This window comes from Bacillus sp. SD127 (genome assembly GCF_058566445.1).
Genome location: NZ_CP191226.1, coordinates 3,585,618 through 3,604,487, shown reverse-complemented (window position 1 = coordinate 3,604,487; position 18,870 = coordinate 3,585,618). Strand labels below are relative to the sequence as shown.

The 18,870-nt window shown below is 46.1% G+C and carries 17 protein-coding genes and 2 riboswitches; all 17 genes read left to right on the top strand.

All coding sequences use genetic code 11. The annotated features are described in order from the left end of the window. Window positions 1-135 precede the first annotated feature (135 nt). The 17 genes from ACQVGS_RS18740 (at window position 136) to purF (ending at window position 18,783) form a co-directional block, all read left to right on the top strand. Window positions 136-1,098 carry an AAA family ATPase gene (locus ACQVGS_RS18740; RefSeq protein WP_151174793.1) on the top strand — a complete coding sequence of 321 codons (963 nt, stop codon included), beginning with the start codon at window positions 136-138 and terminating at the stop codon, window positions 1,096-1,098. Then, window positions 1,098-2,294 (top strand): DUF58 domain-containing protein, encoded by a 1,197-nt coding sequence (locus tag ACQVGS_RS18735; RefSeq protein WP_491830362.1) that lies wholly within the window; start codon window positions 1,098-1,100, stop codon window positions 2,292-2,294. Before ACQVGS_RS18740 ends, ACQVGS_RS18735 begins: the two co-directional genes overlap by 1 nt. A gap of 20 nt (window positions 2,295-2,314) precedes the next feature. Beyond that, a complete protein-coding gene (locus tag ACQVGS_RS18730) occupies window positions 2,315-4,519 on the top strand; it encodes a DUF4129 domain-containing transglutaminase family protein (protein ID WP_487446441.1) in 2,205 nt (734 codons plus the stop codon). A 161-nt stretch (window positions 4,520-4,680) separates the two neighbouring features. Further along, window positions 4,681-6,222 carry a glutamine-hydrolyzing GMP synthase gene (gene guaA, locus ACQVGS_RS18725; protein ID WP_095714385.1) on the top strand — a complete coding sequence of 514 codons (1,542 nt, stop codon included), beginning with the start codon at window positions 4,681-4,683 and terminating at the stop codon, window positions 6,220-6,222. A gap of 143 nt (window positions 6,223-6,365) precedes the next feature. Further along, window positions 6,366-6,467: riboswitch (purine riboswitch) on the top strand. Between the two features lie 135 nt (window positions 6,468-6,602). Then, window positions 6,603-7,925 (top strand): hypoxanthine/guanine permease PbuG, encoded by a 1,323-nt coding sequence (pbuG, locus tag ACQVGS_RS18720; protein ID WP_024120435.1) that lies wholly within the window; start codon window positions 6,603-6,605, stop codon window positions 7,923-7,925. Between the two features lie 215 nt (window positions 7,926-8,140). Continuing rightward, the gene (locus tag ACQVGS_RS18715) at window positions 8,141-8,938 is read left to right on the top strand and encodes a DUF6574 domain-containing protein (RefSeq protein WP_095714329.1); all 798 of its coding nucleotides are present in this window, start codon (window positions 8,141-8,143) and stop codon (window positions 8,936-8,938) included. Between the two features lie 129 nt (window positions 8,939-9,067). Next, window positions 9,068-9,235, top strand: a complete 168-nt coding sequence (locus tag ACQVGS_RS18710; protein WP_010333239.1) for a Fur-regulated basic protein FbpA — start codon at window positions 9,068-9,070, stop codon at window positions 9,233-9,235. A 214-nt stretch (window positions 9,236-9,449) separates the two neighbouring features. Then, on the top strand, window positions 9,450-10,004 hold the full coding sequence (locus ACQVGS_RS18705; protein ID WP_024120437.1) for a DUF2179 domain-containing protein: 555 nt from the start codon (window positions 9,450-9,452) through the stop codon (window positions 10,002-10,004). Next, the gene (locus ACQVGS_RS18700; RefSeq protein ID WP_044152785.1) at window positions 10,004-10,201 is read left to right on the top strand and encodes an NETI motif-containing protein; all 198 of its coding nucleotides are present in this window, start codon (window positions 10,004-10,006) and stop codon (window positions 10,199-10,201) included. Before ACQVGS_RS18705 ends, ACQVGS_RS18700 begins: the two co-directional genes overlap by 1 nt. Before the next feature lie 79 nt (window positions 10,202-10,280). Beyond that, a riboswitch (purine riboswitch) is annotated at window positions 10,281-10,382 on the top strand. A gap of 140 nt (window positions 10,383-10,522) precedes the next feature. Continuing rightward, window positions 10,523-11,011: a 5-(carboxyamino)imidazole ribonucleotide mutase gene (gene purE / locus ACQVGS_RS18695; protein ID WP_024120439.1), complete on the top strand. Its 489-nt coding sequence runs from the start codon at window positions 10,523-10,525 to the stop codon at window positions 11,009-11,011. Beyond that, a complete protein-coding gene (gene purK, locus ACQVGS_RS18690) occupies window positions 11,004-12,146 on the top strand; it encodes a 5-(carboxyamino)imidazole ribonucleotide synthase (RefSeq protein WP_106021509.1) in 1,143 nt (380 codons plus the stop codon). Before purE ends, purK begins: the two co-directional genes overlap by 8 nt. Beyond that, window positions 12,143-13,438, top strand: coding sequence for an adenylosuccinate lyase (gene purB / locus ACQVGS_RS18685; protein ID WP_255004889.1), 1,296 nt, complete (start codon window positions 12,143-12,145; stop codon window positions 13,436-13,438). The genes purK and purB overlap by 4 nt, the downstream gene beginning before the upstream one ends. Window positions 13,439-13,512: 74 nt before the next feature. Continuing rightward, window positions 13,513-14,238 carry a phosphoribosylaminoimidazolesuccinocarboxamide synthase gene (purC, locus tag ACQVGS_RS18680; protein ID WP_127695805.1) on the top strand — a complete coding sequence of 242 codons (726 nt, stop codon included), beginning with the start codon at window positions 13,513-13,515 and terminating at the stop codon, window positions 14,236-14,238. Continuing rightward, window positions 14,231-14,485, top strand: a complete 255-nt coding sequence (gene purS / locus ACQVGS_RS18675; protein ID WP_010333246.1) for a phosphoribosylformylglycinamidine synthase subunit PurS — start codon at window positions 14,231-14,233, stop codon at window positions 14,483-14,485. Before purC ends, purS begins: the two co-directional genes overlap by 8 nt. Beyond that, window positions 14,482-15,165, top strand: a complete 684-nt coding sequence (gene purQ / locus ACQVGS_RS18670; protein WP_044152779.1) for a phosphoribosylformylglycinamidine synthase subunit PurQ — start codon at window positions 14,482-14,484, stop codon at window positions 15,163-15,165. Before purS ends, purQ begins: the two co-directional genes overlap by 4 nt. After that, entirely contained in the window at window positions 15,149-17,377 is a 2,229-nt protein-coding gene (gene purL, locus ACQVGS_RS18665) for a phosphoribosylformylglycinamidine synthase subunit PurL (RefSeq protein ID WP_254518085.1), read from the top strand. Before purQ ends, purL begins: the two co-directional genes overlap by 17 nt. Further along, complete coding sequence (gene purF, locus ACQVGS_RS18660; RefSeq protein WP_024120445.1) at window positions 17,353-18,783, top strand: amidophosphoribosyltransferase; 1,431 nt, start codon at window positions 17,353-17,355, stop codon at window positions 18,781-18,783. The genes purL and purF overlap by 25 nt, the downstream gene beginning before the upstream one ends. Window positions 18,784-18,870 lie beyond the last annotated feature (87 nt).

Genomic DNA, 18,870 nt, shown 5'->3' with positions numbered 1-18,870 from the left:
GGGAGGCTTTTTTTGTTTGAGTGCTCTGTATGTATTGGCAGCAATTTGCTAGAATCGTTTTTTTATACAGGTCGTTTTTTGTGGTAAAGTTAGGTTACTATATGATGATTTTTGTAGATGACTAGGAGGAAGAGAATGTCATACCAAGAAGACCTGCATCCTTTGCTGGGAAAAGCAGTTGAACATATCGATAAAGTAATGGTTGGAAAACGGGACATCGCAAAACTCAGCTTAGCAGCTATTCTTGCCAAAGGACATGTGCTGCTTGAGGATGTGCCGGGCGTAGGGAAAACGATGATGGTTCGCGCTCTGGCGAAATCGATCGGCGCAGATTTTAAACGAATTCAATTCACACCGGATTTGCTGCCCTCCGATGTAACGGGTGTTTCTATTTATAATGCGAAAACAATGGAGTTCGAATACCGGCCGGGCCCGATTATGGGGAATATCGTGCTGGCTGACGAAATCAACCGAACATCCCCTAAGACACAGTCTGCCTTGCTTGAAGCGATGGAAGAGGGAAGCGTCACGGTAGACGGCAACACAATGCCGCTTGCCGCTCCATTTTTTGTTATGGCCACGCAAAACCCTGTGGAATATGAAGGGACATATCCTTTGCCGGAAGCCCAGCTTGACCGTTTTTTATTTAAACTTCGCATGGGCTATCCGTCCTTTGAAGAGGAATTGGATGTCTTATCTCTTCAGGAAAAAAGCCATCCGATTGAGACACTCGAGCCTGTGATTTCAAAAGAAGATTTCATCCGCCTGCAGAGAGAAGTGCAGGATGTCCGTGCTGATGACAGCATGAAGGAATATATTGTCGAAATCGTGCAAAAGACGAGACAGCATGCCTCTGTTCACTTAGGCGTCAGTCCGCGCGGATCCATCGCTCTTATGAAAGCGGCCCAGGCATTTGCGCTGCTTCATGACCGCGATTATGTCATTCCGGATGATATTCAATATCTTGCCTCTTATACACTGCCGCACCGGATGCTCCTGCAGCCGGAAGCAAAATTTGAAGGGATCCAGGCAGAAACAATCATACGGGAGATCATGTCTGGCGTGAAAGTTCCGGTTCAAAGGTCGTCGGTCCGCTGATGAAAAAGAAATTTCAATGGTTGATGTACGGGTGGAAACTGCTCGTATTAACGTTATTGACGGGTGCTGTTTTCTCTTATGCAATGTTTCAGGGCGGCTTTGTCAGCTGGTTTTTGTTTTATTCATTTCTCCCTTTTGTTGTATACGCCGGGCTGCTGGCGATGTACCTGCTCCGCTCTTTTCAGGTGTCGCGGCATATCGTCAAAACGCAATTGCATGCGGGAGACAGGCTGGAAACTTCGATTACGCTTAAAAGAAAACTGCCGTTTCCCCTGATGTATATGGTGATTGAAGATTGTCTGCCGTCAGGGTTAGAGCCATTAAACGGAGATGAAGCTTTGGCCAAACAGCTGGTGTTCCCATGGTTCAAACGGAGCATCACGATGTCATATCAAATAACGCGAGTACCGCGTGGAGAACATCATTTTCATGCCGTCAGGGTGCGGGCCGGGGATGTTCTCGGCCTGATTGAAAAAACGGCGTTTTATGGAGCAGATGATGCGGTGTTTGTTTATCCGTCCTTTCAGTCTCTTCAGTATCAGCTGAATGAGCGTTATCAGGAAGATGGCGTAAGCGGGGCATCGCCTGTTCATCAGCACCAGTCTTCAGTCGCAGCGAGTGTAAGGAACTATCAGCCGGGAGACCGTTTTGCGGCGTTAGACTGGAAGACTTCGGCAAGAAGGAGCCAGCTGATGACGAAGGAATTTGAACCGTCAAAAAGCAAAAACCTGTTTCTTCTGATGGACCGTTTTAGTTCTGACGGATTCGAAGAGGTCGTTTCCGTGACAGCTTCGATTCTTCATTCTGTTTTGAAAAATGGCGCAGGAGCAGGTCTGGCTTCAGTCGGAAAGGAAAGGTCTATTTTTCCGATTCAGGAGGGAGAGCGGCATTTTAAACACATGCTCCATCACTTAGCCGTTTGTGATTGTGATGCTGCTGACCGCGTAAGCCGTTTTGCGGCTGAGGAGCTTGGGAAGCCGTCTGTTCGCCAGGCTGATAAAGTGATTGTCACGGGACAAATCACGGAGGATTTGGTGAAGACGTCAGAAGCAGGGATCGGTCCGGTTACCATTATACTGGCAAAAGAGAAAGACGCCGATCTTTCCCAAGGTGAGCATATGATGATCGAACGCATGCTGAAACACCAAATCAGAGTTCAAATCATGAGAGGCGGCCGAGCTTCGCGTGTTGTTTAGAAAGAGAGGTGACGGTGTACATGCCGCTTGATGACCAGAAGGGAAGCCGTTTGAGCTTGCTGTTATTTTATTTTCTGGCTTTTTTATTGCTGTGGGAGTGGCTCAGGCCGCTGGACCATTTTACAGACACGAAGCATACAGGCTTTTTTATTGTCTTTATCGGCTTGACGTTTCTGCTGACTTTTTTCAGGATGAGGTGGTTTGTCACCGTTCCTTTTTGTGTCTTATTTACATTCATTTCGATACACATTCTGTTTTACCAAGGGTCTATTTTTGACTTAAGCTGGGTCAGCTCTTTTTTACAGGATGTCTATTTGAATATCACGTTTATTCAGACAGGACAATGGGATAATATGATTCCTTCTTTTCGGACCCTGCTGTTTTTTGTGCTGCTGTGGCTGCTGGTCTATCTCCTTCATTACTGGGTGATTTACCAGAGGAGGATCTTATTTTTCTTTATGATGACAGTGGCGTATATTACGATTCTTGATACATTTACGCCTTATGACGCCGCTTACGCTGTTATCCGTATCGTGCTGATTGGCTTCTTTATGCTGGGCCTTCTGTATTTGGAACGCATTAAGCTGATGGAACGAATAACGTTACCGAAAGCGGCTGTTCTGAAATGGTTTCTCCCCCTGTCTGTGCTGATTTTGGCCGCGGTGGGATTTGGGCTTGCCGCGCCGAAATCAGATCCGAATTGGCCGGATCCCGTTCCTTTTCTCAAAAAAGTCACCAATCATGATCGTGTGCCGGCAGGAGAAAGCAAAATCGGATACGGGAATCACGATGAATCGCTTGGCGGTCCGTTTCAGCAGGACGCTACCCCTGTTTTCACGTGGCAGGGAAAAGAGCGCACATATTTCCGCGTGGAAACAAAGGATACGTATACGGGAAAAGGCTGGATTGAAACAGACACGGGCATGTCGTATCAGCTTAGCGGAGGCAACGTTGAAAATCTGTGGTTTGATCATAAGGTTTCCACAGAATGGAACACTGTACGTGTGAAGGTCGATGAGCATTATGGATATAACCATGTAATGTATCCGATTGGTGCGCAAAATATTAAGCCTAAGCAGGCTGTCTCGCTTGAAATGAACGGGAACACTGAACAAATTTCTCCGATCAGTGAGCAGGCCGGTGATATTCGGAACATGGGCAGTTATACAGTGACGTACAACTCCCCGGTCTATAAACAGGATGAGCTGAAAAAGGTGAAAGTGAGACAAAACAGTGAGGAGTACACATTCAGCGACCGCTATATGCAGCTGCCGGATACTCTGCCTGAGCGGGTGAGAACGCTAGCGATCAAGCTGACTCAGGATCACGATAATATGTTTGATAAGGTCAAAGCTGTTGAGGACTATTTAGGATCAAACGAGTTCACCTATGAAACAGAAAACGTCACCATCCCTAAAGATGATGAAGATTATGTGGATCAATTTCTGTTTGAAACAAAGATGGGCTATTGTGATAACTTTTCGTCCTCGATGGTGGTGCTCCTGCGTTCGGCCGGCATTCCGGCACGCTGGGTAAAAGGATATACGTCTGGTGAATATAAAGAAGCGGGGAACAAAAACGGCAGCATCTATGAAGTGACAAATAACAACGCCCATTCCTGGGTAGAGGTGTATTTTCCAGAGCAGGGATGGGTCACTTTTGAGCCGACAAAAGGATTCACAAATCCGGCTGAGTTTGCTTCCTCTGATACAAAGGATTCCGGCAGCGAGAGCAGCAATCCGCCTGAGAAAGCAAAAGAGGACCAGAAAGAAGAGAGAAAACAGCCGGAGAAAGAGGAAAAGCAAAAGGAAAAACGTGAGCCTGCCGTTTCTAAAAAAACGCCGTCTGCGCATGCAAGTGTTAGTACAGGCTGGTATGTCGCCATTGCTGCGGTATTTTTGGCAGCGGTGTTGCTGTATGTATTCCGTTCGTTATGGCTGCCTGTTTTCACAGTGAGAAAATTGAAGCGCCGCAGCGATCAGCATGTGTTTTTTGAGGCATACGGCGCGCTTCTGAAACAGATGAAAAGAAGAGGCCTGCCCAAACGTGACAGCGAAACGCTGCGGGAATATGCAAAACGAATTGACGAAACATATCATTCTGAAGACATGTTAAAGCTGACAGCAAACTATGAACGGGTGCTGTACAGAAATGACGATTCGGCAAAGCTTTGGAATGATTCCAGAGAGTTATGGGAAAATTTAATTAAAAGAAGATGGTCTTGACCGCTTATCGACGTGTTGTTAGAATTAGTGAATATTATCGGAGTCTGGGAGCGAGTTGCCTGACTCCGGCAAACGGCCTTGCCAAAGAGGGCGGAGCGTGTTTCATATCTGTCCTCGTTTTTTTCTGTGTCAAAAAACTTAGAGGAGATTAGGTGACAACCATGACAAAGTTAGTGAATGAAATGATTCTTGTCCTTGATTTCGGCAGTCAGTACAATCAGCTGATTACACGCCGCATCCGTGAATTTGGTGTATACAGTGAGCTGCATCCGCATACATTGACGGCTGAAGAAATTAAAGAAATGAATCCAAAAGGAATTATTTTATCCGGCGGTCCGAACAGTGTATATGATGAAGGCTCTTTCCGCTGTGACGAGAAAATCTTCGAATTAGATGTTCCTGTATTGGGAATTTGCTACGGCATGCAGCTGATGACTCATTACCTTGGAGGTAAAGTAGAAGCTGCCAGCCAGCGTGAATACGGCAAAGCGAACATCCACATCGAGGGAACACCTGATTTGTTCAAAGATCTTCCGAATGAACAAGTGGTTTGGATGAGCCACGGTGACTTGGTTGTAGAAGTGCCTGAAGGTTTCACTGTTGATGCGACAAGCCATCACTGTCCGAACTCAGCGATGAGCAAAGCGGATAAAAAATGGTACGGCGTTCAATTCCACCCGGAAGTGCGCCATTCTGAATACGGCAATGACCTTCTGAAAAACTTTGTATTCGGCGTTTGCGAATGCGAAGGCGAATGGTCAATGGAGAACTTTATCGAAATCGAAATGCAAAAAATCCGTGAAACGGTCGGAGACAAACAGGTTCTTTGCGCGCTAAGCGGCGGCGTTGATTCCTCTGTTGTTGCTGTTTTGATTCATAAAGCGATCGGCGACCAGCTGACTTGTATCTTTGTAGACCATGGTCTTCTCCGTAAAGGCGAAGCTGAGGGTGTTATGAAAACATTCAGCGAAGGCTTTAACATGAACGTGATTAAAGTAGATGCACAAGATCGATTCTTAGATAAATTAAAAGGCGTTTCTGATCCTGAGCAAAAACGCAAAATCATCGGTAATGAATTCATTTACGTATTCGATGATGAAGCGGACAAGCTCAAAGGCATCGACTACCTTGCACAAGGTACGCTTTACACAGATATCATCGAGAGCGGTACAGCAACGGCGCAAACGATCAAATCTCACCACAATGTCGGCGGGCTTCCTGAAGACATGCAGTTTGAGCTGATCGAGCCGTTAAACACGCTCTTCAAAGACGAAGTGCGCGCGCTTGGCACAGAGCTCGGCATTCCGGATGAAATCGTGTGGCGCCAGCCGTTCCCAGGACCGGGACTCGGCATCCGCGTTCTTGGCGAAGTAACAGAAGAAAAACTGGAAATCGTTCGTGAATCAGATGCAATCTTGCGTGAAGAAATTGCAAATCACGGCTTAGAGCGTGATATCTGGCAATACTTCACTGTTCTTCCTGACATCCGCAGCGTTGGTGTTATGGGTGATGCAAGAACATATGATTACACAATCGGAATCCGCGCCGTTACATCAATCGACGGCATGACTTCTGACTGGGCGCGTATCCCATGGGATGTGCTTGAAGTCATTTCTACACGTATCGTAAACGAAGTGAAGCACATCAACCGCGTGGTGTACGATATTACAAGTAAGCCGCCTGCGACGATTGAGTGGGAATAAGTAAAAATAGAGAAAACCATTTTCTTTGGCAATTATGCCGAGAAGATGGTTTTTTTTGTTTATTACGAACAAAATCGATTTTTAACTGACTATTGTTCGTTATTTATATTGTCATTTCAAATTGAAGTTGGTACAATAGACACAGAAATCAAATAAGATGAATTCGTATAATCGCGGGGATATGGCTCGCAAGTTTCTACCAAGCTACCGTAAATGGCTTGACTACGTAAACATTTCTTTCGTTTGATATAAATAAAACAGGTTTATTTATTCAAACTGAAATCCGTCTGTAGTCAAGCGTCCCAAAATGTATTGGGGCGTTTTTTATTTGGCGATTTCAGGGCAGGATAAATAGCAAAGAGTGAAGGGAGTCATATAGCTTGAAAAAGTTTTTTCAGTTTGATGAGCTGGGCACCAGCTATCGCAACGAAATCATCGGCGGATTAACGACCTTTTTATCCATGGCGTATATCCTGTTCGTCAATCCGATTACGCTTGCTTTGGAAAGTGTAAAAGATTTTCCGGAAGCATTGAGAATAGATCAAGGCGCGGTCTTTACGGCGACAGCTTTGGCGTCTGCAGCAGGCTGTATCTTAATGGGATTGATTGCGAGATATCCGATTGCCATTGCGCCCGGTATGGGGCTGAACGCGTTTTTTGCGTTTTCTGTCGTTCTCGGTATGGGGATTTCCTGGCAGGCCGCTTTGTCTGGTGTTTTCATTTCAGGACTGATCTTTGTTGCTCTTTCTTTAACAGGTTTTCGTGAAAAAATCATTAACGCAATTCCGCCTGAGCTGAAATTGGCAGTCGGAGCGGGGATTGGCCTATTTATTACATTTGTCGGCTTGCAGGGCTCAGGAATCATTGCATCGAATCCTTCAACCCTTGTCACAATCGGAAACATTCACAGCGGTCCTGTGCTGTTAACGATTTTCGGTGTCATCGTAACGGTTATTTTGATGGTGCTTCGCGTAAACGCTGGCGTGTTTATCGGGATGCTGTTAACGGCGATTGCCGGGATGATTTTCGGTTTGGTTCCGGTTCCGTCTCAAATCGTCGGAAGTGTGCCGAGCCTTGAATCGACCTTTGGACAAGCTTGGATTCACTTGCCGGATATTTTCTCTGTGCAAATGCTGATCGTCATTTTAACATTCTTGTTTGTCGGATTTTTTGATACGGCTGGTACACTGGTTGCTGTGGCAACACAGGCTGGTTTAATGAAGGAAAACAAATTGCCGCGTGCGGGCCGTGCGCTTTTAGCTGACTCAACTTCCATCGTTATCGGCTCCGTGCTTGGGACGTCTACGACAACGTCTTATGTGGAATCAAGCTCGGGTGTTGCTGCGGGCGCTCGTTCCGGATTTGCGGCAATTGTAACTGGGTTTCTCTTTTTACTCGCTATGTTTTTCTCGCCGCTTCTATCAGTCGTTACGTCAAATGTAACAGCTCCGGCACTGATCATTGTCGGTGCACTAATGGTAGCGCCGCTTGGCAAAATCGCTTGGGATAAGTTCGAAGTGGCGGTTCCCGCTTTCCTTACAATGATCATGATGCCGTTAACGTACAGCATTGCGACCGGGATTGCCATCGGATTTATTTTCTATCCGATTACAATGGTGTGCAAAGGAAAAGCCAAAGAGGTTCATCCGATCATGTACGGACTGTTTGTTGTATTTATTCTTTACTTTATTTTCTTGAAATAATGAATGAAAACCAGCTGCGATGTTGCGGCTGGTTTTTTATTTTGTTGCGAAAGGCAAAACCATTTCATATCATATACCGTCATGTAGATGTGCCGCCATTGTTTACTTAAATGGAAATGACTTGACTGTTCAGGAAGGCTTCGGTACCTTATATAAGTGTTTTATTTTCTTACTGAATGGTATTCCGCCGTATATTTTTGATAGGAGTTGCTAACATGACGGAAGAAAGAAAAGAAACGTTTGAAGAAGAAGTTAACCAGAATGAAGGAATAGATGAAGAGCCGCTTTCGCGGATGTCCAGAAAAGCCAGCCGCCAAAGCAAGCAAAAGCAGAAACAAAAGCAGAAACAACATAAGGAACGCGTAGAATCGTCTGTGAAAGAAAAGCTATCCTCTGTTTGGGCAGCCATTAACAGATATTGCGGCTTTGCTTTTTCAATATTAAAGTCTCCGGCGAAAACTGTTGTGGCAGATGGTTTCTCTCATTATAAATATGGTCTTATTTCAATGCTCATATTCAGTATCGTTTTTTCAATCGGAAACTGGTTTCAGTTAAAGGCGAGCTGGAACAGGCCGCTTGGTTTTGGAGAGCGCCATCACGCGTTTTATGACGGATTTTTTGTTGTTCTTGTGTATATGCTCGTCTTTTTTGCTGTTATGGTCTTCTCGATATGGGCCGTGTCTCGGTATATGATGAAGCAAAAGGTATCATTCAAGGAAGCTGCGGCTGGTTTTGGCTCATTGCTTGTTCCGGTGATCGCCGTTTCAATCATTTGGATGATATTTGCGATTGTGAATGTACCGATGCTGACTGTCCTTTTTACAGTGTTAATGCTGTTTTCGATCTTCTTTGTGATGGCGTTGTATGTACAGCGTCTGTATCAGGCGGCAAGCGAGGCACCGATTGACTATATCTATTGTGTGTTTGCTGTTTTAGCCGTTGCGCTGCTGTTTGCGGCAGTGACTTGGCCGTTTATTTCTGAATATTTTACGGCATCGCTTATCCCGCTTTAATGTAAAAAAACCGGCTGAAAAGGCCGGTTTTTTTGATGTCACAGTTTTTACAAATATATCTAAAAAACACAGTTGAATTGTAGGATTAATCCGTGTATGATGAGGAAAATGCGGTGGAGGATGATGGACATGGCCCATTTACTTCGTCAGGCGATTTATCAAAAGAAGGAATTTTTAAAAACCAAATTAATGCTCTCAGAATTTTATCGCGGAAGAGGGGAACAGCTCGCTGATTATACGCTGAGTGAACTTGAGAAAGAATATGAGTCCCTTCGGAAAATGAAAAAAGAGATGTGACAATAGATAAAGAAAAATGAGTCTGCTGAAAAGCAGGCTTTTTTGTTTGGATTTTGAAAAGGACAGAAAGAGGGTAAACTATTGCTGAGTGATGAAGAGAGTGTGTCGAAAAATTTTGCCTGCGATGACGGCCATAGCTGATTGTAAAGGGTTCATTTCTCTAGTAGAATATGAATGCTTTACGTAAGTTGAATGAGTAAGGAGGTTTTATAAAATGATGCAAACCTTATTATCAAACGGATTAGCAATGGTTCTCATTATTCTGATTATCAATGTTGTTTATGTATCATTTTTTACGATAAGAATGATTTTAACACTGAAAGGCCAGCGGTATTTAGCGGCCGGAATCAGCACCATTGAAATTCTGGTTTATGTGACAGGGCTGAGCCTTGTGCTTGATAACTTAGACCAGATTCAAAACGTGATTGCGTACGCACTCGGCTATGGACTGGGCGTTATTGTCGGCATGAAAATCGAAGAAAAACTGGCGCTTGGCTATATTATGGTCAATGTGATTACAAAAGAGCTTGACCTCGATCTTCCTAGGCAGCTTCGTGAAAAAGGCTACGGCGTAACGAATTGGGTGGCCGGCGGGCTTGAAGGCGACCGCACGGCCCTGCAGATTTTGACGCCGAGAAGATATGAGCTGCAGCTGTATGATACGATTAAAACGCTTGATTCGAAAGCTTTTATTATTGCGTATGAACCAAAAACGATCCACGGCGGCTTCTGGGTCAAAGCGGTGAAGAAGAGGAGAATTAAAGAATAATGGCAAAGCCGAAGAAGAAAAAGTTTGAAGTGACAGAACAGCAAACGATAGAAGCAGTGCTTCAGCAAATGAAAGAAGAAGGATATATGCCTGTACGTCGAATGGAAGAGCCGATTTTCAAGGAAAAGATGGAAAATGGGTCAATTCAGATCGTTCCGTGCGGAAAAAAAATCGTATTTGAAGGGAAATTGATCTAAAACACGAACATTAGAAGAATGAATTTTTGTATCGTTCGATAATATCGTTGACATTATCCAAGTCCGTTGTTAAGATAAACATGAAATCAAAACACGACCTCATATAATCTTGGGAATATGGCCCATAAGTTTCTACCCGGCAACCGTAAATTGCCGGACTATGCAGGAAAGTGATCGATAAAACTGACATGGATATATCGCAGAAGCGAACGACTGCCGATACATGCACCATGCCCGGTTTGTATTGCTTCCTCATAAGTCAATACAAAGCCGGGTATTTTTTATTTTCTGAAAACTAAAGCATTAGAAGGTGGGAACAGAATGCAGCCGCTAGTAGGGATCATCATGGGAAGCACTTCCGATTGGGAGACAATGAAAAACGCATGCGACATACTTGAAGAACTTGAAGTGCCGTACGAAAAGAAGGTGGTTTCCGCTCACCGGACGCCTGATTTCATGTTTGAGTACGCTGAAACAGCCAGAGAAAGAGGCATCAAGGTGATTATCGCCGGTGCTGGAGGAGCGGCGCACCTGCCGGGGATGACAGCTGCTAAAACGACGCTGCCGGTCATCGGTGTTCCGGTTCAATCCAAGGCGCTGAACGGACTCGATTCACTTCTTTCCATCGTGCAAATGCCTGGAGGCGTGCCGGTTGCCACAACAGCCATCGGAAAAGCGGGCGCTGTGAACGCAGGTCTGTTAGCGGCGCAAATTTTGTCAGCTTTTGACGAGGATCTGGCCAGAAAGTTAGATGAAAGAAGAGAAAATACAAAACAAACAGTGTTAGAAAGCAGTGATCAGCTTGTCTAATCAAATCATCTATCCGGGAGCCGTCATCGGCATTATCGGCGGCGGACAGCTTGGAAAAATGATGGCTGTCTCCGCAAAACAAATGGGGTATAAAGTCGCGGTCGTCGATCCGGTAAAAGACTCGCCGTGCGGGCAGGTGGCGGATATTGAAATCACCGCTTCATACAACGACCGCGAAGCGATTCGGAAATTGGCTGAGATCAGTGATATTATCACGTATGAGTTTGAAAACATTGATTATGATGCGCTGCATTGGCTGAAAGGTCATGCGTATCTCCCGCAAGGAAGTGAGCTGCTGCTCATTACCCAAAACCGTGAAGCAGAGAAAAAAGCGATTCAATCCGCGGGCTGTGAAGTTGCACCTTACCGCATCGTCAAAACAATGGATGAGCTGAAAGAGGCGGTTCAGTCGCTGGGGCTTCCCGCAGTGCTGAAAACATGCCGCGGCGGATATGACGGCAAAGGCCAATTTGTCATCAAGGAAACGTCACAAATAGAAGAGGCTTCAGCTCTTTTAGAGCACGGAACCTGCATTCTCGAAAGCTGGGTTTCTTTTAAAATGGAACTGTCCGTGATTGTTGTCAGATCGGTAAACGGAGAGATTTCGACGTTCCCGGCCGCAGAAAACATTCACCACAATAATATTCTGTTCCAAAGCATCGTGCCTGCACGGGTTGAAGAAAGGATTCAGGAAAAGGCTGATGAGCTGGCCGTTAAGCTCGCAGATGAGCTGAACCTTGTCGGACCGCTTGCTGTTGAAATGTTCCTGACAGAGGGCGATGAGCTTTTGGTTAATGAACTGGCGCCAAGACCGCACAATTCAGGACATTACACGCTGGATCTTTGCGAAACAAGCCAGTTTGAACAGCATATCAGAGCGGTCTGCGGCCTTCCGCTTGGAAAAACGGAGCTGCTGAAGCCTGGCATGATGGTGAATCTTCTCGGCGATGAAGTGAAGATCCCAGAGGAAGAGCCAGAGCTTTTAAAAGAAGCAAAGCTTTATGTATACGGAAAACATGAAATCAAAAAAGGCCGCAAAATGGGGCATATTACTTTTATGAAGCAGCCTGAAGACGAATGGATTCAGGAGATCACAAATAAATGGAGAAATAGAGACGGAGGACAAGCAGAATGATCGAACGTTATTCAAGACCTGAAATGTCCGCGATTTGGACGGATGAAAACAGATTTCAAGCATGGTTAGAGGTTGAAATTCTTGCCTGTGAAGCGTGGGCGGAGCTTGGCGTTATTCCAAAAGAAGACGTAAAGCTGATGCGCGAAAATGCGTCATTTGATATCAACCGCATATTAGAAATCGAACAGGACACGCGCCATGACGTAGTTGCTTTTACGCGCGCTGTATCCGAATCACTGGGCGAAGAAAGAAAATGGGTGCATTACGGCTTAACGTCAACTGACGTCGTAGATACCGCTCTTTCTTACTTATTAAAACAGGCAAATGACATTCTGCTCAAGGACCTTGAGAGATTTGTTGACATTATAAAAGAAAAAGCGAAAGAACATAAATACACCGTCATGATGGGCCGTACACACGGCGTACACGCAGAGCCTACAACATTTGGTTTAAAACTGGCGCTTTGGCACGAAGAAATGAAACGCAACCTGGAACGCTTTAAACAAGCGAAGGAAGGCATCGAGGTTGGTAAGATTTCCGGTGCTGTCGGCACATATGCGAACATTGATCCGTTTGTAGAGCAGTATGTTTGTGAGAAACTTGGCCTGAAAGCCGCACCGATTTCAACACAAACGCTTCAGCGTGACCGCCATGCTGATTATATGGCGACACTTGCTTTGATTGCGACAAGCATTGAGAAATTCGCGGTTGAAATTCGCGGACTGCAAAAGAGTGAAACACGCGAGGTCGAGGAATTTTTTGCGAAAGGGCAAAAAGGTTCATCAGCTATGCCGCATAAACGGAATCCGATCGGTTCTGAAAACATGACAGGTATAGCGCGTGTCATTCGCGGCTACATGATGACAGCTTACGAAAATGTTCCATTATGGCATGAGCGCGATATTTCTCATTCTTCAGCGGAGCGGATTATTCTTCCGGATGCGACAATTGGGCTGAATTACATGCTGAACCGCTTCTCCAACATCGTGAAGAACTTAACGGTCTTCCCGGAAAACATGAAGCGCAACATGGACCGCACATTGGGGCTGATCTACTCTCAGCGCGTGCTGCTGGCATTGATTGACACAGGCCTGACTCGTGAAGAAGCTTATGACACAGTGCAGCCGAAAGCAATGGAGGCATGGGAAAAGCAAGTACCGTTCCGTGAGCTTGTGGAAGCGGAAGAGAAAATCACTTCCCGTCTTTCTTCGGAAAAAATTGCTGACTGCTTTGATTATCATTACCATCTGAAAAATGTAGATCTGATCTTTGAACGTTTAGGTTTAGCATAGAAGAAGCTTTTAGGCGGCTTCTTCCCTGCTGCCTTAGTTTGAAAATTCCCAACATTCGGGTTAGGAGGCCTTCCGTGAATATTGTGAAGAATGAACTTTTATATGAAGGAAAAGCGAAAAAGATTTACAAAACCGACGACGAAAACACGCTGTATGTGGTGTATAAAGATTCTGCAACTGCCTTTAACGGAGAAAAAAAGGCGGAAATCAGCGGCAAAGGGCGCTTAAACAATGAGATCTCAAGCCTGATTTTCAAACACCTTCACGAAAAAGGGGTTAACAACCACTTTATCGAGCGCATTTCGGAAACAGAGCAGCTCATTAAAAAGGTAACGATTGTGCCGCTGGAAGTCGTTGTCAGAAATGTGGTGGCAGGAAGCATGTCCAAACGTCTCGGCATTCCAGAAGGCACGAAGCTTGAACAGCCGATTATCGAGTTTTACTACAAGGATGACGCGCTGGGTGATCCGCTCATCACAGAAGATCATATTTGGCTGCTGAAAGCGGCGACTCCTGAACAGGTAGAAACCATTAAGTCCATTACAAAAACAGTAAATGAAGAGCTTCAAAGCATTTTTGACGATTGTCACGTCAGATTAATAGATTTCAAGCTTGAATTCGGTTTAGATGCAGACGGGAAAGTGCTTTTGGCGGATGAAATTTCACCTGACACATGCCGCTTGTGGGATAAAGACACGAACGAAAAGCTGGACAAAGATTTATTCAGACGCAATCTGGGAAGCTTAACCGACGCATACGAAGAGATTTTCAAAAGACTGGGAGGCATTCATCATGTATAAAGTAAAAGTTTATGTCAGCTTAAAAGAAAGTGTACTAGATCCACAAGGGAGCGCTGTCCAGCATGCCTTGCACAGTATGTCTTACAAGGAAGTCGCAGACGTGCGCATCGGGAAATACATGGAGCTAACAATCGAAAAGTCTGACCGTGATCTTGACGTGCTAGTCAAAGAAATGTGCGAAAAACTTCTTGCGAATACAGTGATTGAAGATTACAGATACGAGGTTGAGGAGGTAGTCGCACAGTGAAATTTGCGGTGATTGTGTTACCTGGCTCTAACTGTGATATCGATATGTTTCACGCTGTAAAGGATGAACTCGGTCATGATGTGGAATACGTCTGGCACGAGGAAACAAGCCTTGACGGCTTTGACGGGGTGTTAATTCCGGGAGGTTTTTCTTACGGAGATTACTTGAGATGCGGCGCCATCGCCCGTTTTGCGAATATTATGCCAGCTGTAAAACAGGCAGCGGCTGAAGGAAAACCTGTTCTCGGCGTCTGCAACGGATTTCAGATTTTACAGGAGCTTGGCCTTCTGCCAGGTGCAATGAGACGCAACAAAGACTTGAAGTTCATTTGCCGTCCGGTTGAATTAATCGTGCAGAACGACGAAACATTATTCACCTCTTCCTATGAAAAGGGCCAAGCGATTACGGTTCCGGTTGCCCACGGTGAAGGGAACTTCTACTGTGATGATGAAACGCTTGCTTCATTAAAAGAAAACAATCAAATTGCTTTCACATACGGTTCCGATATTAACGGAAGTGTCAGCGATATTGCCGGTGTTGTTAATGAAAAAGGAAATGTATTAGGCATGATGCCTCATCCTGAGCGCGCGGTCGATGAACTGCTTGGAAGCGCCGACGGTCTTACATTGTTTCAGTCTATCGTGAAAAATTGGAGGGAAACTCATGTCACTACTGCTTGAACCAAGTAAAGAACAAATTAAAGAAGAGAAATTATATCAGCAAATGGGTGTCAGTGATGATGAGTTTGCATTGATTGAATCCATTCTTGGCAGATTGCCGAACTACACAGAAATCGGAATTTTTTCTGTCATGTGGTCAGAGCATTGCAGCTACAAGAACTCAAAGCCGATTTTGCGTAAATTCCCGACGAGCGGCGAACGCGTGCTGCAAGGTCCGGGGGAAGGTGCCGGAATCGTTGATATCGGTGACAACCAAGCGGTTGTGTTCAAAATTGAATCGCATAACCATCCATCAGCCATCGAACCGTACCAAGGCGCTGCGACTGGCGTAGGCGGCATAATCCGTGATGTCTTTTCAATGGGGGCGCGTCCTATCGCTGTATTAAACTCTCTTCGATTTGGTGAACTGACTTCACCGCGCGTGAAGTACTTGTTTGAAGAAGTAGTAGCAGGTATCGCCGGATACGGGAACTGCATCGGAATCCCGACAGTCGGCGGCGAAGTGCAATTTGACAGCAGCTACGAAGGAAATCCGCTTGTCAACGCAATGTGCGTCGGATTAATTAATCATGAAGACATCAAAAAAGGCCAGGCAAAGGGTGTCGGCAACACGGTCATGTACGTCGGCGCTAAAACAGGGCGAGACGGAATTCACGGCGCTACGTTTGCATCTGAAGAAATGTCTGATGCTTCTGAAGAAAAACGTTCCGCGGTTCAAGTCGGCGATCCGTTTATGGAGAAGCTTTTGCTTGAAGCATGTCTGGAAGTCATTCAATGTGACGCCCTAGTCGGCATTCAGGACATGGGAGCTGCCGGTCTGACCAGCTCAAGCGCGGAAATGGCAAGTAAAGCGGGTTCAGGCATTGAAATGAATCTTGACTTGATTCCGCAGCGTGAAACAGGCATGACTGCTTATGAAATGATGCTTTCTGAATCACAGGAACGGATGCTGCTTGTTATCGAGCGCGGACGTGAGCAGGAAATCATCGATATTTTTGACAAGTATGATCTTGAAGCGGTTTCTGTCGGACGTGTAACAGATGATAAACTGCTGCGCCTGACACATAAAGGTGAGGTTGTATGCGAGCTCCCTGTTGATGCCTTGGCAGAAGAAGCGCCGGTTTACCACAAGCCTTCTCAAGAGCCTGCTTACTACCGCGAATTTTTAGAGACGGATGTCCCGGCTCCTCAAATTGACGATGCGAATGAAACACTGAAGGCGCTCCTGCAGCAGCCGACGATCGCAAGCAAAGAGTGGGTTTACGACCAGTATGACTACATGGTGCGGACGAATACAGTTGTCGCTCCTGGGTCTGATGCGGGTGTTCTCAGAATCCGCGGAACGAAAAAGGCGCTGGCGATGACAACTGACTGTAACGCCCGTTATCTCTACCTTGATCCAGAGGTCGGCGGAAAAATCGCTGTCGCTGAAGCGGCGCGCAACATCGTTTGCTCAGGTGCAGAACCGCTTGCGGTTACAGATAACCTGAACTTTGGAAACCCGGAAAAACCGGAAATTTTCTGGCAGATTGAAAAAGCGGCTGACGGCATCAGTGAGGCGTGTAACGTTCTCAGCACACCTGTAATCGGCGGAAACGTATCGCTTTATAACGAATCAAACGGCACGGCGATCTACCCGACACCTGTAATCGGCATGGTCGGTTTAATTGAAGATACAGATCACATTACAACGCAGCATTTCAAACAAGCGGGCGACCTTGTGTACGTCATCGGCGAAACAAAACCTGAGTTTGCCGGAAGCGAGCTGCAAAAAATGACAGAAGGCCGCATTTACGGCAAAGCGCCGCAAATTGATCTTGATGTAGAGCAGGCACGCCAAAAGGCACTGCTTGATGCGATTAAACAAGGCTTTGTTCAATCAGCGCACGATGTATCTGAAGGCGGCTTAGGCGTAGCAATTGCGGAAAGTGTCATGACGACGGAAAACCTTGGCGCTAGCGTGACTGTTGAAGGGGAAGCAGCATTATTATTCTCTGAATCTCAATCCCGCTTCGTTGTTTCTGTGAAAAAAGAACATCAAGCAGCGTTTGAAGCAGCTGTACAAGATGCGGTTCATATCGGTGAGGTAACAGCTGACGGACTTCTGAGCATTCAAAATCAAGACGGACAACAATTGATTCACGCGCAGACGAAAGAGCTTGAACGCGCGTGGAAAGGAGCTATCCCATGCTTGCTGAAATCAAAGGCTTAAATGAAGAATGCGGCGTTTTTGGGATTTGGGGGCATGAAGAAGCCCCGCAAATCACGTATTACGGCCTTCACAGCCTCCAGCACAGAGGACAGGAGGGCGCGGGCATTGTGGCGACTGACGGTGAAAAGCTGACGGCGCATAAAGGCCAAGGACTGATCACTGAAGTATTTCAAAACGGTGAGCTCAGCAAAGTAAAAGGGAAAGGCGCAATCGGACACGTTCGGTACGCAACGGCTGGCGGCGGCGGATATGAAAATGTTCAGCCGCTCCTCTTCCGCTCTCAAAACAACGGCAGCCTGGCGCTTGCCCATAACGGAAACTTGGTGAATGCCACTCAGCTGAAGCAGCAGCTTGAAAATCAAGGGAGCATCTTCCAGACTTCTTCGGATACAGAGGTTTTGGCTCACCTGATCAAAAGAAGCGGCCACTTCACACTGAAGGATCAGATTAAAAACTCGCTTTCTATGCTGAAAGGCGCCTACGCGTTCCTGATCATGACTGAAACAGAAATGATCGTAGCGCTTGACCCGAACGGGCTTAGACCGCTGTCAATCGGCATGATGGGAGACGCTTATGTCGTCGCTTCAGAAACATGCGCATTTGATGTCGTCGGTGCGACGTACCTTCGCGAGGTGGAGCCGGGAGAAATGCTGATTATCAATGATGATGGCATGAAATCAGAGCGCTTCTCCATGAATATCAACCGTTCCATTTGCAGCATGGAGTACATTTATTTCTCAAGACCTGACAGCAATATTGACGGCATTAACGTGCACAGTGCGCGTAAAAGCCTTGGAAAAATGCTCGCTCAGGAATCAGCGGTTGAAGCTGATGTCGTGACAGGGGTTCCGGATTCCAGTATTTCAGCGGCTATCGGCTACGCGGAAGCAACAGGCATCCCGTACGAGCTTGGATTAATCAAAAACCGTTATGTGGGCAGAACGTTTATTCAGCCGTCTCAGGCTCTTCGTGAGCAGGGCGTCAGAATGAAGCTTTCTGCGGTGCGCGGTGTTGTAGAAGGGAAACGCGTCGTTATGGTGGATGACTCCATCGTGCGCGGAACAACAAGCCGCCGGATCGTAACAATGCTCAGAGAAGCGGGTGCGACAGAAGTGCATGTGAAAATCAGTTCGCCGCCGATCGCTCATCCGTGCTTTTACGGCATTGATACGTCCACACATGAAGAGCTGATCGCGTCTTCTCACTCGGTTGAAGAAATCCGTCAGGAAATCGGAGCCGACACTCTCTCATTTTTGAGTGTCGAAGGGCTGCTGAAAGGAATCGGCAGAAAATACGAAGACTCGAATTGCGGGCAATGTCTTGCTTGCTTTACAGGGAAATATCCGACTGAAATTTATCAGGACACTGTGCTTCCTCATGTAAAAGAAGCGGTGTTAACCAAATAAAACTTGAAAATGACATAAAGGCAGCGCAGTTTGGCTGCCTTTCTCTTTCTGCCCTTGTTCGGAGAGATATTTTGAAAAGCGCCTTAA

What these genes read in the sequence shown, in the direction of transcription:
- ACQVGS_RS18740 (WP_151174793.1), top strand. Translation starts at nt 136, where the DNA reads ATGTCATACCAAGAAGACCTGCATCCTTTGCTGGGAAAAGCAGTTGAA.
- ACQVGS_RS18735 (WP_491830362.1), top strand. Translation starts at nt 1,098, where the DNA reads ATGAAAAAGAAATTTCAATGGTTGATGTACGGGTGGAAACTGCTCGTA.
- ACQVGS_RS18730 (WP_487446441.1), top strand. Translation starts at nt 2,315, where the DNA reads ATGCCGCTTGATGACCAGAAGGGAAGCCGTTTGAGCTTGCTGTTATTT.
- guaA (WP_095714385.1), top strand. Translation starts at nt 4,681, where the DNA reads ATGACAAAGTTAGTGAATGAAATGATTCTTGTCCTTGATTTCGGCAGT.
- ACQVGS_RS18715 (WP_095714329.1), top strand. Translation starts at nt 8,141, where the DNA reads ATGACGGAAGAAAGAAAAGAAACGTTTGAAGAAGAAGTTAACCAGAAT.
- ACQVGS_RS18710 (WP_010333239.1), top strand. Translation starts at nt 9,068, where the DNA reads ATGGCCCATTTACTTCGTCAGGCGATTTATCAAAAGAAGGAATTTTTA.
- ACQVGS_RS18705 (WP_024120437.1), top strand. Translation starts at nt 9,450, where the DNA reads ATGATGCAAACCTTATTATCAAACGGATTAGCAATGGTTCTCATTATT.
- ACQVGS_RS18700 (WP_044152785.1), top strand. Translation starts at nt 10,004, where the DNA reads ATGGCAAAGCCGAAGAAGAAAAAGTTTGAAGTGACAGAACAGCAAACG.
- purE (WP_024120439.1), top strand. Translation starts at nt 10,523, where the DNA reads ATGCAGCCGCTAGTAGGGATCATCATGGGAAGCACTTCCGATTGGGAG.
- purB (WP_255004889.1), top strand. Translation starts at nt 12,143, where the DNA reads ATGATCGAACGTTATTCAAGACCTGAAATGTCCGCGATTTGGACGGAT.
- purS (WP_010333246.1), top strand. Translation starts at nt 14,231, where the DNA reads ATGTATAAAGTAAAAGTTTATGTCAGCTTAAAAGAAAGTGTACTAGAT.
- purL (WP_254518085.1), top strand. Translation starts at nt 15,149, where the DNA reads ATGTCACTACTGCTTGAACCAAGTAAAGAACAAATTAAAGAAGAGAAA.
- purF (WP_024120445.1), top strand. Translation starts at nt 17,353, where the DNA reads ATGCTTGCTGAAATCAAAGGCTTAAATGAAGAATGCGGCGTTTTTGGG.